The organism is Stenotrophomonas maltophilia (genome assembly GCF_001274595.1).
GTDB lineage: Bacteria > Pseudomonadota > Gammaproteobacteria > Xanthomonadales > Xanthomonadaceae > Stenotrophomonas > Stenotrophomonas forensis.
The window spans coordinates 2627948-2640831 of sequence record NZ_CP011010.1 but is presented as its reverse complement, the minus strand read 5'-3'; the positions used below and the strand labels follow the sequence as shown (position 1 = coordinate 2640831).

General features: G+C 68.1%; 14 protein-coding genes. 10 read left to right on the top strand and 4 right to left on the bottom strand.

Going from position 1 to position 12884, the window contains the following annotated elements; genetic code table 11:
- The first annotated feature begins 45 nt into the window (after window positions 1-45).
- A complete protein-coding gene (locus tag VN11_RS12140) occupies window positions 46-519 on the top strand; it encodes a general secretion pathway protein (protein WP_187299814.1) in 474 nt (157 codons plus the stop codon).
- A gap of 34 nt (window positions 520-553) precedes the next feature.
- Here VN11_RS12140 and VN11_RS12135 read toward each other — a convergent pair whose 3' ends face one another.
- Window positions 554-889 (bottom strand): hypothetical protein, encoded by a 336-nt coding sequence (locus VN11_RS12135; protein WP_053449913.1) that lies wholly within the window; start codon window positions 887-889, stop codon window positions 554-556.
- Between the two features lie 201 nt (window positions 890-1090).
- On the opposite strand from VN11_RS12135, the gene VN11_RS12130 reads away from it, so the two are divergent.
- The 6 genes from VN11_RS12130 (at window position 1091) to VN11_RS12105 (ending at window position 7869) form a co-directional block, all read left to right on the top strand.
- Complete coding sequence (locus tag VN11_RS12130; RefSeq protein WP_053449912.1) at window positions 1091-2704, top strand: ShlB/FhaC/HecB family hemolysin secretion/activation protein; 1614 nt, start codon at window positions 1091-1093, stop codon at window positions 2702-2704.
- Window positions 2705-2742: 38 nt separating this feature from the next.
- Window positions 2743-4527, top strand: a complete 1785-nt coding sequence (locus VN11_RS12125) for a DUF2341 domain-containing protein (RefSeq protein WP_053449911.1) — start codon at window positions 2743-2745, stop codon at window positions 4525-4527.
- Window positions 4528-4537: 10 nt separating this feature from the next.
- Window positions 4538-4951 (top strand): ExbD/TolR family protein, encoded by a 414-nt coding sequence (locus tag VN11_RS12120; RefSeq protein WP_005409874.1) that lies wholly within the window; start codon window positions 4538-4540, stop codon window positions 4949-4951.
- 39 nt (window positions 4952-4990) lie between these two features.
- Entirely contained in the window at window positions 4991-5653 is a 663-nt protein-coding gene (locus VN11_RS12115) for a cell envelope integrity protein TolA (RefSeq protein ID WP_053449910.1), read from the top strand.
- 42 nt (window positions 5654-5695) lie between these two features.
- Window positions 5696-7441, top strand: coding sequence for a putative porin (locus VN11_RS12110; RefSeq protein WP_053449909.1), 1746 nt, complete (start codon window positions 5696-5698; stop codon window positions 7439-7441).
- 98 nt (window positions 7442-7539) lie between these two features.
- Window positions 7540-7869 (top strand): hypothetical protein, encoded by a 330-nt coding sequence (locus VN11_RS12105; protein WP_008264586.1) that lies wholly within the window; start codon window positions 7540-7542, stop codon window positions 7867-7869.
- 62 nt (window positions 7870-7931) lie between these two features.
- Here the strand turns inward: VN11_RS12105 and VN11_RS12100 are convergent, their stop codons facing one another.
- The 3 genes from VN11_RS12100 to VN11_RS12090 form a co-directional block, all read right to left on the bottom strand.
- Window positions 7932-8330, bottom strand: a complete 399-nt coding sequence (locus tag VN11_RS12100; protein WP_053449908.1) for an OsmC family protein — start codon at window positions 8328-8330, stop codon at window positions 7932-7934.
- 61 nt (window positions 8331-8391) lie between these two features.
- Window positions 8392-9072 carry a hydrolase gene (locus VN11_RS12095; protein ID WP_053449907.1) on the bottom strand — a complete coding sequence of 227 codons (681 nt, stop codon included), beginning with the start codon at window positions 9070-9072 and terminating at the stop codon, window positions 8392-8394.
- 75 nt (window positions 9073-9147) lie between these two features.
- On the bottom strand, window positions 9148-10014 hold the full coding sequence (locus tag VN11_RS12090; protein WP_053449906.1) for a pirin family protein: 867 nt from the start codon (window positions 10012-10014) through the stop codon (window positions 9148-9150).
- A gap of 150 nt (window positions 10015-10164) precedes the next feature.
- On the opposite strand from VN11_RS12090, the gene VN11_RS12085 reads away from it, so the two are divergent.
- From VN11_RS12085 to VN11_RS12075, 3 genes are all read left to right on the top strand, one after another.
- Window positions 10165-11091 (top strand): LysR family transcriptional regulator, encoded by a 927-nt coding sequence (locus tag VN11_RS12085; RefSeq protein WP_053449905.1) that lies wholly within the window; start codon window positions 10165-10167, stop codon window positions 11089-11091.
- 138 nt (window positions 11092-11229) lie between these two features.
- The gene (locus tag VN11_RS12080) at window positions 11230-11733 is read left to right on the top strand and encodes an RNA polymerase sigma factor (RefSeq protein WP_008266486.1); all 504 of its coding nucleotides are present in this window, start codon (window positions 11230-11232) and stop codon (window positions 11731-11733) included.
- An 82-nt stretch (window positions 11734-11815) separates the two neighbouring features.
- Complete coding sequence (locus VN11_RS12075; protein WP_053449904.1) at window positions 11816-12772, top strand: FecR family protein; 957 nt, start codon at window positions 11816-11818, stop codon at window positions 12770-12772.
- The last annotated feature ends 112 nt before the right edge of the window (window positions 12773-12884 follow it).

Below are 12884 nucleotides of genomic sequence, written 5' to 3'. Positions count from 1 at the left end.
AAGCGTCAGCGGTAGCTGCTAGCGTAGGCGGACACGAACGTGGCGATGGTGCAGGACATGGACAGGCGCTGGGATCGCAATCGGCTGTTGACCGTGCTGGCAGCGACGCTGCTGCTGGCCGTGGTGGCCTACTGGACGGTGACCCTGTCTGCGGTGGCGCCAGCGGCGGTGGCCAGCGAAGCGCCTGCCGAGGCCGCTGTGCGGCCGGTGTTCGCGGCGGCGGCCAGCCTGCCGCTGGTGCGGCTGCTTTCGCCCGGCGCCGTCCAGACCGAAGTGGTGGTGCTGGGGGTGATGGCCGGCGAGCATTCGCCGCTGGCCTTGCTCTCGGTCGATGGCCGTCCTGCAGAAGCGTACGCACCGGGCCAGCGGCTGGGACCCTGCACGGTACTGGCCAGCATCAGTGCCAGCACGGTGGAACTGAACCAGGCCGGGCAGTCGCGCAGCCTGCCGGTGCCGGAGCTGCCACCGGTGCCGACGGATGGCATCGTGCCGGCCGCTGCGCAGCGTGGCGCCCCGTAGCGCCGAGTCCACGCTCGGCGGCAGATGCACGGGTTCAGCGCGCCGGACGCTGCGGCACCACCGAACGACCAAAGGCATCGCCCATGCGCTGCCGCGTGCCTTCCAGGTTGTACTGCATCAGCTGGTTGCCAGGCTGCCGCATCAGGCGCTCGGCTTCGGGCAGCGCCGGTGACTTCGCCGGTTTCGGCGCCGGTGCCAGCTTGCGTTGCAGGCAGTCCCAGGCAGGGATGCGCTCGCCGTTGACCTGCACTTCGATGCATGGCGCGGCATCGTCCTGCTGCTTCGCTTCCCCGGCCTGGAGCGGTGGCACCACCAGCAGCAATGCCAGGGCGAGGGCAGGGTGGAGGCCCGTCTTCAATGAACTGCTCATCTCGAATCTCCTGCGGCAACCGGTGTTCTTCACCGAAGACGTATGGCGAACGCAGTGTCCGCCCGCGAGGGTTGCGGCGCTGTCAAAAGATGACAGGGCTGTCACAAAACTGTTGGCGGCTTTGACGCGACGTGCACGTCCTGTTGGTAGATCCACGCGCCGCTCCATGGCCATTCCCTTCGATACGACGCGATGCCTTCGATGACTCCTGTTCCGTCCCGAGCCGTCCGACTTCCGCTGCGCCTGCATCCGTTGGTGCTGGCGCTGGCCATGATGCCGCTGCCGTTGTTCGCACAGCAGGCGCCCGCGCCCAGCGTGAACATCAACGAATACATCGTGCGCGGCAACACCGTGCTCGATCCGCGCCAGATCGAACGCGCAGTGGAGCCGTTCCTCGGCCCGGGCAAGACCCTGGCCGATGTCGAGAAGGCGCGTGATGCGGTCAATGCGCTGTACCAGCAGGCCGGCTACCAGTCGGTCTACGTTGAACTGCCGGAACAGCAGGTCAGTGGCGGCGTGGTACTGCTGAAGGTGCAGCAGACGCCGATCGGCCAGCTGCGCGTGGTCGGCACCAGGCACGAGTCGCCCGAACGCATCCGCGAGCGCGTGCCGGCGCTGGCCGAAGGCAAGGTGCCCGATTTCGAGCAGGCGCAGAAGGAACTGACCGCGCTCAACGAAGGCGGGCGCCGGCAGGTGATGCCACTTGTGCGCGAAGGCCAGGTGCCCGGCACCATGGACGTGGACCTGCAGGTGGAAGAGAAGTCGCCGTGGCGCGTCAGCGCGGCACTGAACAACGATCGCAGCGCCGATACCGAGAAGCTGCGCCTGAGCACCTCGCTGGCCTACGACAACCTGTGGCAGCGCGGGCACAGCGTCAACGTCGGCGTGTACCTGGCGCCGCAGGACACCCAGCAGGCCAAGGTGTTCTCGGCGTCGTACATGATGCCGTTCGAAGGCACGCCCTGGAGCCTGGAAGCCTCCGGCTACAAGTCCGACAGCCGGGTGCTCAATGCCGGCGCGCAGGTCGGCACCGGGTCAGGCACCAACGTGATCGGCAATGGCCATTCGATCGGGCTCAAGCTCAACTATCGCCTGGCCGGCAGCCGCCAGTGGTGGCGCCAGCTCAGCCTCGGTGTGGACTTCAAGGACACCGAGGAAGACACGCAGATGGAAAAGGGCAGCCTGAAGACGCCGTTGAAGTATGCGCCGATCACCCTCGCGTTCGTGGGCGTGCGCCAGGGCGAGCAGGACCAGTTGAGCATCAATACCCAGCTGGTGGCCGGCACCCGCCGCCTGCTGGGCTACGGCAGCGATGCCACTGCATTCGGGCAGAAGCGATTCTGGGCCGATCCGAGTTTCGTGGCCTTCAAGGCCGACGTGGCCAACACCCATACCTTCGGCAGCGACTGGCAGTGGTATGCGCGCGGCTCGCTGCAGGTGACCGACGCGCCGCTGGTGTCGGCCGAACAGTTCGCCGCCGGCGGCATGTACACGGTGCGCGGCTATCTGTCGGCCGAAGCGATCGGCGACTACGGCGGCCTGGCCAGCCTGGAATGGCGCACGCCGGCGTGGTCGCTGTGGAGCGGCACCGACCTGCGCGTCTACAGCTTCGCCGACGCAGCCTACCTGCGCCTGCGCCAGCCGCTGCCCGATCAGCGTGACAAGTACAACCTGGCCTCGGTCGGCCTGGGCGCGCAGCTGCGCCTGGGCGAACACCTGCAGCTGCGCCTGGACTATGCCTGGCCCTACGCCGACGGCCCGGTCACGCGCAAGGACGACCCGCGCCTGCATTTCAACATCAGCACCAGTTACTGACCCTTCCCTTGAACATGCGTTCTCCGGAGACCCTTCGCATGGACCGTTTGCTTTCCCGAGTGTTGTTGCTGCTGGCCGCGCTGGTGGCGCTGCCCGCCGCTGCGGCCGATGCCAATTGGTGGCAGGCCGAATGGAAGTACCGCAAGCCGATCACCGTCGACGCCGGCCCGCAGGGCGCCGGCCTGGCCGGTGACCCGGGCCGCACGCCGCTGCTGCTGCGCCTGCATACCGGCAACTTCGGCTTCGATGGCACCCAGGATGCGGGCAGCGACCTGCGATTCGTCTCGGGCGATGGCCGCACCGTGCTGGCCCACCAGATCGAACAGTTCGATCCCAAGCTCGGCCTGGCGCTGGTCTGGGTGGACGTGCCGGCAGTCAGCGCCGCCGCACCGCAGACGATCTGGATGTACTACGGCAACGACAAGGCCCCGGCCAGCGGCAATGGCCAGCAGGTGTTCGACCCGGACTACACGCTGGTCTACCACTTCGCCGAAGCCAATGCCCCGGCCCGCGACACCACCGCCTATGGCAACAATGCCGGGGCCGTGGTGCCGCCGTCGGAAGGCTCGGTGATCGGCCGTGGCGTGCAGCTCGGCGGCGGTCCGCTGCCGCTGCCGGCCAGCGCCTCTCTGGCGCAGCAGGCGGGCGCGCCATTGACCGTTTCCGCGTGGATCAAGCCGGGCAGCAACAGCGCCGCAGAGGCGATCTATGCCCGTCGCGACGGTGCGGCCGAGCTGGTGCTCGGCATCGAGAACCGGGTGCCGTTCGTGCAGCTCAACGGCCAGCGCAGCACGCCCGCGCAGCCGATTCCGGAAGGGCAGTGGGCGCATGTGGCGCTGACTGCGGAGAAGGGGACGCTGCAGCTGTACCTCAATGGGCGCGTGGTCGCCCAGCTCAGTGGCGATCTGCCGGCCCTGAACACCGCCGCCGTGGTGGGCGCCGACGCCGCGGGTGCGGCGCAGCCGCTGGCCAACTTCGAAGGTGCGCTGGATGAGCTGCGCATCTCGCGGGTGGCGCGCCCGGCGGCGCTGCTGCTGGCCGATGCCACCGCGCAGGGCGCCGATTCGCGCCTGATCAGCTACGGGGCCGACGAGCAGTCGGCCGGGCAGAGCCACTTCGGTTTCATCCTCAAGGCGATGCCGTTCGACGCCTGGGTGGTGGTGGCCATCCTTGGCCTGATGATGTTGCTGTCGTGGGCGATCATGATCGCCAAGAGCCGCCACTTTGGCCGCACCAGCAAGGCCAATGCCGTGTTCACCGAGAGCTTCGGCAAGCTGTCCGGCGTGCCGCTGCGCACCCTGTCCGACATGGACCGCCAGGGCAAGGCGCCGACCGCGATGCACGAGGGTTCGCTGTGGCGCATCTACCAGGTCGCCATCGATGAAATGCAGCAGCGCCACCAGCGTGATGGCAACAGCGGCTACCTCAGCGCGGCCACCATCGCCGCCATCCGCGCCTCGATGGATGCGGTGATGGTGCGCGAGCAGGAAGGCATGGCGCGGCGCATGAACTGGCTGTCCACCACCATTGAAGGCGCGCCCTATGTGGGCCTGTTCGGCACCGTCATCGGCATCATGCTGGTGTTCGTGGTGGCGGCGATGGCCGGCGCGGTGGACATCAACTCGGTGGCGCCGGGCATGGCCGCCGCGCTGCTGTGTACGGCCGCTGGTCTCGGCGTCGCGATCCCGGCGCTGTTCGGCTACAACTACCTGGGTGCGCGCGCCGAGGCGATCGGCGCGGACATGGCGGTGTTCATCGACGAGTTCGCCGCGCGCCTGGCCGAAGAGCAGGACGGGCGCGGCCCGGCCGCGGTCCAGGGCTGAGGGGCGCGCCATGGGCCAGAAGGCGAAGTTCGGCATCAAGAAGCGCGAGAAGGGCATCAACGTGACGCCCTTCGTCGACGTGCTGCTGGTGGTGCTGGTGATCTTCATCCTGACCAGCAACGCCTCCATCCCCGGCATCGAGGTCAACCTGCCGAAGGCCAGCAACAGCGTGGCGCTGGAGAAGCCGAAAACCAAGGCGATCACCATCGACCCTAGCGGCCAGGTGTTCCTCGATGCCTACCCGGTGACGATGGCCGAACTGGAAGACCGCCTGCGCACCGAACGTGCGACCACGCCGGACTTCCCGGTGATCGTGCGCGGCGATGCGCAGGTGCAGTACGCGCGCGTGGTCGAGGTGCTGGACCTGCTGCGGCGGCTGGAGCTGGCCCAGGTCGGGCTGGTCACCGGCAAGGCACAGGGCTGAGGCATGACGGCCCATCAACCCCCTCGGCCGGAGCCCGGCATGCGCGGTCGCCAGCTGCTGGTGACCGTGGCGCTGGTGCTGGCCGCGCTGTTGGTGCTCGGCATCGCGGTGTGGTGGCTGCTGTTCAAGGACACCGCCAGTACCCGCAGGCCGGTGGTGCAGCCGCCGATGCTGGCGCTGCCGCCGCCTCCGCCACCGCCCCCGCCACCGCCGGAAAAGCCGCCTGAGCCGGAAACGCCGGAAGAGACGGTCCCCGAGCCGGAGCCGCTGGATCAGCCGACCCCGGCGGAAGAACCGACGCCAACCCCGGACAACGCCGACCCGGTAACGATGAATGCCGACGCACAGGCCGGCGGTGACAACTTCGGTATCCAGTCCGGTACAGGCGGCGGCACGTCCGGCGTGGGCCGCGGTGGTGCCGGCAATGCCACTTACGGCCGCTACCTCGGCTACCTGATGCAGCAGGCGATCGCGCGCGACGACAAGGTCAAGCGCCTGGCGTTCCAGCTGCAGGTGAATGTGTGGCTGGCCGCCGATGGCCGCCTGGAAAAGGTCGAGCTGGTGCGCGGCAGTGGCAACGAGGAGGCCGATGCGGCCGTGCTCGATGCGCTGCGTCGCATCGGCAAGGTCGACCAGGCACCGCCGCCGTCGCTCGATTTCCCCGCCCGCGTCCTGATCCAGGGCCGCCGGCCCGGGGCCTGATTCCCGACTTCCGTGATTTCCACTCTTTCGATGAGAACCGTGATGAACGACCACGACCGCGCACGAACCGACTCCCGCCGCCCGCGGCCGGCCCGACGGGCGCTGCTGTGCTGCGCCGTGCTGCTCAGCCTGGCGGCCCCGGCCGGTGCGATGGCCGCAGAAACCACCATGGTCAAGCTGATCAAGGGCCTGATCGCCAGCGGCGCGCTGAAACCCGAAGACGGCCAGGCGCTGCTGGTGCAGGCCGAAGCCGAAGCGGCCGCCGCACAGCGCACCGCCGCCAGCGGTAGTTCGGCTGCCAGCGGCGGCGTGGCCCTGGAAGCCGGCGACGTGCGCGTGCCTTACGTGCCGCAGAGCGTGCGCGACGGCATCCGTGACGAAGTGCGCCAGGATGTGATGGCGCAAGCGAAATCGGAAGGCTGGGCGGCGCCGAACGAAGTGGCCGAATGGACCAAGCGCATCAAGGTCACCGGTGACATGCGCGTGCGCAGCGAATCGCGCTTCTATTCCGAGCGCAACAGCGACATCGTGAGCAACTGGCCGGCGATCAATTCCGGCAATGGCTTCGATACCAACACCAACACCAACCTGCAGCTGCCGCCGCTGTTGAACAGCCGCCAGGACCGCCGCAACCTGTGGCGCATCCGTGCCCGCCTGGGCATCGAAGCGACCATCGGCCAGCACACCACCGCCGGCGTGCGCCTGGCCAGCGGCAGCAGCAACGGCCCGGTGTCGACCACCGAACAGCTGGGCGGCGGCCTGAGCAAGAAGGATGTGTGGCTGGACCAGGCCTGGCTGGCCTACAGCCCGGCGGACTGGGTGACGGTGCGCGGTGGCCGCTTCGGCAATCCGTTCTGGACCAGCGATACGCTGTTCTCCAACGACCTGAACTTCGACGGCCTGGCCGCCAACCTGAAGTACGACTTCGACGGCGGTGACCTCGACCTGTTCGGCAACCTGGCGGTGGTGCCGCTGGAGTACACCTCCGACAGTTCACCCAGCCAGAGCCGGGTCAAGACCCCGAACGAGAACAAGTGGCTGTCCGGTGCGCAGGTGGGCGTGAACTGGCGCTTCAACGATGACAACGCGCTGCGCGCGGCGCTGGGCTACTACGACTTCAAGAACATCAGCGGCCGCCTGTCTTCGCCGTGCGCACTGTATGCAGGTGCGGTGGGCTGCGACACCGACTGGTCGCGCCCGGCCTTCATGCAGAAGGGCAACACCCTGATGCTGATCCGCGACATCGCGCGCAATCCGCTGGACCCGGCCAACACGCCCACCCCGCAGTACGTCGGCCTGGCCTCGGCGTTCCGCCTGGCCACGCTGAACCTGCGCTGGGATACGCAGCTGGCGCAGGGTATCGGGCTGCGCCTGGACGGTGACTACATCCGCAACCTGGCGTACGACAAGCAGGCGATGTTCAGCCGTGCCAACAATGGCATCGTCAACAACTACGACGCGGGCGGTACCGCCAGCATCAACACCTTCCGCAGCGGCGATACCGCATGGATGGTGCAGGCCACCTTCGGTGCCACCGAGCTGAGGGAGAAGGGCCAGTGGCAGGCACTGCTGGGCTACAAGCACATCGAGGCCGATGCGCTGCCGGATGCCTACAACGACCCCAACTTCCACCTGGGCGGCACCAATGCCCGCGGCTACTACGTGGGCGGTGCCTACGCGCTGGATGCGCGCAGCTGGATCAGCGGCAAGTGGATGGCGGCCAAGGAAGTGTCCGGTGCGCCACTGTCGATCGACGTGTTCCAGCTGGAGTTCAATACCGGCTTCTAGCCGGATCGCGTGATGCAGATCACGCCGGGCGTGGCGGGGGCGCAGCGATGCGCCCGTCTAAGGAAAGGAGACCACGCGTTGCACGAAAGGAGGAGTGGATGAGCCGTCGCAAGCTGTTTGAAAGTCCTGAACCGTCCAGCCAGGTGCTGGGTATCGGGCCGGCCTATGTATCGGTGGAAGGGCTGCGCCAGCATCTGGCGGAGTTCCTGCTGTATGCGGGCCGGCCGGTGGTGATCATGCGCGGGCGCAGTGAAGTGGGCTACTTCCTGCCGGCGCGCTGCTGGCGCCAGCGCGATGACGATCCGCTGGCGGCGGCGGCTGCCGACCAGCTGCTGGATGCGGCCGGTTTCCAGGCCGAGGACATCCAGCAGGTGGAGCAGGAGTTCAACGCCATGCGCCAGCGCACCGTGCTGCATTCACGGCGCTGAGCTGTCTGTAGAGCCGGGCCATGCTCGGCTCTACAGTAGATCCACGCCATGCGCGGATGGGGTTACGCCGCAGCCCCGCGCTCACTGGTGATGCGTGCACCCTCGCGCATCACCAGGGTCACCGGGGTCCTCTCCACTACCTCCAGCAAGCGCTGCCACTGTGCATCGCTCAGCTCCGCGCTGGCATGCAGGACGCGGTGCACGTGGAAGCGCCCGTCCTCGTCACGCTCGGAGCGTAGTTCGGCATGGAACTCACCCAGTTCCCAGCCCTTGCGCTGCGTGTACATGCGCAGGGTGATGGCGGTGCAGGCCGCCAGCGAGGCCAGGTACAGGTCGAACGGGGCGAAGCCCTTGCCCTGGCCGCCAAGCGTTGCGGGCTCGTCCGCATCGACATCGAAGCTGCCATTGCTGATGTGGTGCAGGTAGTTGTCGCCGGTCGAAACAATGCGTGCGTAGGCCATGCGGATCTCCTCTGTAGCGTCGGGCCATGCCCGACGCGTTGGACTCTACCGCCTTGCGCGCTCAGCTGCGCTGCGAATCCAGCGGCTCGTGGCTTTTCTGCACGTCCTGCGCCTTCAGGTAACTCTCGATCAGCAGCTGGTAGTTCGGGAAGATCCTGGTGTAGACCTCGGCCCACTGCTGCGCATCGTCGCGGTTCCAGCTGCGCTGGATCTCCGAGGCCACCGCGGCGGTGTCCATCGGCACCACGCCGGCCTGTACCACGCGCGCCAGGGTGATCTCCTCGGCCATCTTCGAATAGGTGCCCGAGGCATCGATCACCGCGAACACCTGGTAGCCGTCGGCGACGGCGGCGATCGACGGGAAGGCCATGCACACGCTGGTGATGGTGCCGGCGATGATCAGCTGTTTGCGGTCAGTGGCCTTCACTGCGGCAACGAACTCGGGATTGTCCCAGGCGTTGATCTCACCCTTGCGCGCCACGTACTGCGCATGCGGGGCAGCTTCGTGGATCTCCGGGATCAGCGGGCCATTCGGGCCCTGCGGCACCGAGGCGGTGGTGATCACCGGCATCCGGGCCAGCGTGGCCATCTTCGCCAGTGCAGTGGCGTTGGCGCGCACGGTGCTGAACGGCATGTCTGCGATGGTCTGGAACAGGCCGCTCTGGTGGTCGATCAGCAGCATCGCGGCATTGTCCGGATCGATCACCGGGCGGGCGCCGTTGAAGTTGGCGGGGGTACTCATGGTTAGTCTCCTTTGGGGGAAGGACCGGGGTGGCCCGATGGCGGCGGCGGGCCGGGGCCCGCCGCGTTGAAGCGCTCAGTGCGCGATCTGGCCGAAGCGGCCGCTGTTGAAGTCGTTGACCGCCTGCGCGATCTCGGCCTGGCTGTTCATCACGAACGGGCCATAGCCCACCACCGGCTCGTCGATCGGCTCACCGCTGAGCAGCAACACGGTGGCGTCGCTGTCGGCGTCGACGAACACGTCCGTGCCAGCGCGGTCGAAGGTGACCAGCTGTGCCTCGCCGACCGGCGGGCCGCCGTTGATCCGCACAGAACCCTTCAGCACCACCAACGCCAGCGTGCGGCCATCGGCCACCGGCAGTTCGGCGTGGTGTCCCTGCTGCAGGCGGATGTCCCAGACATCCATCGGCGTGTGGGTGCGGGCTGGGCCGGCACGGCCGTCGAAGCGACCGGCGATGACCCGCACGCGGCCAGCGCCCCCAGGCAGATCCACCGAGGGAATGTCTGCATCGAGCAGGGTCTGGTAGCCCGGCGCACCCATCTTGTTCCGCGCCGGCAGGTTCACCCACAACTGGACCATGTCCAGCGTGCCGCCGCGCCGGCTGAATTCCGGCGTATGGAATTCCTCGTGGAGGATGCCCGAGGCAGCGGTCATCCACTGCACGTCGCCCGGGCCGATGGTGCCGCCGGCCCCGGTTGAATCGCGATGGGCGACTTCGCCCTCATAGACGATGGTGACCGTCTCGAAACCACGATGCGGGTGCTGGCCGACGCCACGCGGGGTGTCGCTGGGCGCAAAGCTGTACGGGCCAGCGTAGTCCAGCAGCAGGAACGGGCTCAGGTGCTGGCCGTGGGTGTTGTACGAAAACAGCGAGCGGGCGGGGAATCCGTCGCCGACCCAATGCGGGCGGGGGGCGCTGTAGGTACCGGTGACACGCTTCATGGCGATCTCCTGGCCGGGGCTGCCGGCCGTTGCTCTTCGTTGCGGAGACGATATCGCTGCAACAATTAGCTCGGTAGACGCCATTATTTGCCGTCATAGTCCTATCTGGTGAACAATTGGCCCAGACCTTGCGCCGCAGGAATTCGCCCCGTGTTCATCGCCGATATCCGCCGCTGCGACCTCAACGACCTGTTCTACTTCGCCATGGTGGTGGAGCACGGCGGCTTCTCGCAGGCCGGCCGGGCGCTGGCGATGCCGAAGTCGAAGCTGAGCCGGCGCATCGCGCTGCTGGAGGAACGTCTGGGCGTGCGGCTGATCCAGCGTTCGACCCGGCGCTTCTCGGTCACCGAGGTCGGCCAGGACTACTACCGCCACTGCAAGGCGATGCTGGTTGAGGCTGAAGCAGCCGAAGAAGCCATCGCGATGTCACGCGCAGAGCCGCGCGGCACGATCCGCCTGGCGTGCCCGATCGCGATCCTGCACGCGCGCATCGGCCCGATGCTGGCCGACTTCCTGGCCCTGCACCCGCAGGTGACGGTGCAGCTGGAGGCCACCAACCGCCGCGTCGATGTGGTGGGCGAGGGTGTGGACGTGGCGATACGGGTGCGGCCGCCGCCGCTGGAGGACAGCGACCTGGTGGTGCGCGTGCTGGCGCGCCGCGCCTGGTGCACCAGTGCCAGCCCGGCGCTGCTGGATCAGCTGGGCACGCCGCAGGTGCCGGCCGACCTGGCGATGATGCCGAGCGTCGATCTGGCATCGCCCAGCCAGCAGCACGTCTGGGAATACACCGGGCCCGGCGGCGTGCAGGCCAGCGTGCACCATCGCCCGCGCCTGGTCAGCGATGACATGATCGCGCTGCGCGCAGCCGCGGTTGCCGGGGTCGGGGTGTTGATGCTGCCGTGGATGATGATCAGCGAGGAGCTGGCCCGTGGTGCGCTGGTGCCGGTGTTGCCCGAGTGGGTGCCGAAGCACGGCATCGTGCACGCCGTGTTCCCATCGCGGCGCGGATTGCTGCCGGCCGTGCGGGCGCTGCTCGATTACCTGGCCGAGCGTTTCGAGGCGTTGGACGAGCCATAGCCCCAGCATCCACGCATGGCGTGAATCTACTGAATGTGTCGACTCGACTGTGCTTGCCGCCTGCAGCCATGCAGCCCACAATTCACCTCCGGACCGTCGCCATCACGCCCATCATTCCCCGGTCCGGCCTTGGCACCTATGTCTCCCAATGCCCTGGCGCTGGTCGAGCTGCTGATCCGCGAGCGCCGTGCGTTGTCTCGCTTCATCGCGCGCTATCTCGACCCGGCCAGTACCGAGGACACCCTGCAGAACCTGTACCTGAAGGCCAGCAGCGTGCCCGGCGATCCGCCCATCCTGGAGCCGCGTGGCTATCTGTACCGGATGGCCTATCACCACGCGCTCAACCGCAGCCAGGCCGATGCCCGCGAGCGGCGCGCGATGGCCGAGTACGCCGCCGACATGGCCGGGGCCGGCCACGATGGCGAGGCGCAGGCGCTGGACCAGGCACAGCTGCGTGAGATCACCCAGACCATCCTTGCGCTGCCCGGGCAGGTGCGCGAGTGCTTCGTGCTCAACCGCTACCTGGGCCTGAGCGAGCGCGAGATCGCCACGCGCCTGGGAATCTCCAAGAGCCTGGTCGGCAAGCACGTACTGCGCGCGGCGCTGCTGATCCAGCAGCACCAGCAGGGAGTGCGGCGATGAGCGGCGATTGCCGTGGGCAGATCGCGCCCGCCGTTGTCACAACAGGAAAGCGCACCCGTTCGCGGTGCGGCAGGCCACAACCATGACCACGTCCGAACCCTCGCCGCGTCAGGCCAGGCAGGCGTTGCGCTGGGTGATCCGGTGCAGTGCAGGCCCACTGCCCGAACGCCAGCAACGAACCCTGCAGCGCTGGCTGCAGGCCGATCCCCGCCATGCGCTGGCCTGGCGCCAGCAGCAGGCCTTCTGGCAGGGGCTGGATGCCGCCGGGCCCGAGGTGCTGGCCGCGCTGCCCGGGCTGACCGCCGATCGCCAGGGGCTGCGGCCGCTGGCGCCGCGCCGCCGCCTGCCGTGGCTGCTGGCCTCGGCCGCTGCCGTGGTGTTGATGGTCGCCGCCGCACCGCAGGCAGTGCTGCTGGCACGCAGCGACCTGCGCAGCAGCGATGCGCCGCGCGTGGTGCAGCTGGAAGATGGCAGCACTGCCGTGCTGGATGCCGGTACTGCGCTGGCCATCGAGTTCAATGGCCAGCAACGGCACCTGCGCCTGCTGCGCGGCCAGGCCTGGTTCCAGGTGGCACACGAGGCCCGGCCGTTCCAGGTCGAGGCGGCGGGTGGCAAGGTGCATGACATCGGCACCGCGTTCAGCGTGTCGATGCAGGACAGCACGGTCACCACCAAGGTCAGCGAGGGCGTGGTCGATGTGCGCCCGGGCGATGGCAGCGTGCAGCGCCTGCATGTGGGGCAGGCACGTGTGTTCCGTGACGGGCGCTGGCTGCAACCGCTGCAGCAGGTAGGTCCCGATGGCGTAGCGCCGTGGCGGCGCGGTGAAGTGGTGATCGACGATCTGCCGGCGGCACAGGCCATTGCCGATCTGGGGCGCTACCGCCGTGCACCGGTCTGGGTGCTGGGCGGGCAGGGTGCCCGCGTGCGGGTCAGCGGCCTGTTCCACCTGCAGCACCCGGAAACGGGCATCGATGCGGTGGCTGCACAGGCCGGGTTGCGCGTGCAGCGCCTGCCCGGCGGGGCGCTGGTGGTCTGGTGAAGCCCGGTTGGCGCAGCGCTGGATCGGCCACATGAAAAAAACATGAAAAAACCGTGGGCAGTCGCCGCATGCGGCTGTCTATAGAGGTATAGCCAGAGCGAAACACCGTTTT

What these genes read in the sequence shown, in the direction of transcription:
- VN11_RS12140 (WP_187299814.1), top strand. Translation starts at nt 46, where the DNA reads ATGGTGCAGGACATGGACAGGCGCTGGGATCGCAATCGGCTGTTGACC.
- VN11_RS12135 (WP_053449913.1), bottom strand. Translation starts at nt 889, where the DNA reads ATGAGCAGTTCATTGAAGACGGGCCTCCACCCTGCCCTCGCCCTGGCA.
- VN11_RS12130 (WP_053449912.1), top strand. Translation starts at nt 1,091, where the DNA reads ATGACTCCTGTTCCGTCCCGAGCCGTCCGACTTCCGCTGCGCCTGCAT.
- VN11_RS12125 (WP_053449911.1), top strand. Translation starts at nt 2,743, where the DNA reads ATGGACCGTTTGCTTTCCCGAGTGTTGTTGCTGCTGGCCGCGCTGGTG.
- VN11_RS12120 (WP_005409874.1), top strand. Translation starts at nt 4,538, where the DNA reads ATGGGCCAGAAGGCGAAGTTCGGCATCAAGAAGCGCGAGAAGGGCATC.
- VN11_RS12115 (WP_053449910.1), top strand. Translation starts at nt 4,991, where the DNA reads ATGCGCGGTCGCCAGCTGCTGGTGACCGTGGCGCTGGTGCTGGCCGCG.
- VN11_RS12110 (WP_053449909.1), top strand. Translation starts at nt 5,696, where the DNA reads ATGAACGACCACGACCGCGCACGAACCGACTCCCGCCGCCCGCGGCCG.
- VN11_RS12105 (WP_008264586.1), top strand. Translation starts at nt 7,540, where the DNA reads ATGAGCCGTCGCAAGCTGTTTGAAAGTCCTGAACCGTCCAGCCAGGTG.
- VN11_RS12100 (WP_053449908.1), bottom strand. Translation starts at nt 8,330, where the DNA reads ATGGCCTACGCACGCATTGTTTCGACCGGCGACAACTACCTGCACCAC.
- VN11_RS12095 (WP_053449907.1), bottom strand. Translation starts at nt 9,072, where the DNA reads ATGAGTACCCCCGCCAACTTCAACGGCGCCCGCCCGGTGATCGATCCG.
- VN11_RS12090 (WP_053449906.1), bottom strand. Translation starts at nt 10,014, where the DNA reads ATGAAGCGTGTCACCGGTACCTACAGCGCCCCCCGCCCGCATTGGGTC.
- VN11_RS12080 (WP_008266486.1), top strand. Translation starts at nt 11,230, where the DNA reads ATGTCTCCCAATGCCCTGGCGCTGGTCGAGCTGCTGATCCGCGAGCGC.
- VN11_RS12075 (WP_053449904.1), top strand. Translation starts at nt 11,816, where the DNA reads ATGACCACGTCCGAACCCTCGCCGCGTCAGGCCAGGCAGGCGTTGCGC.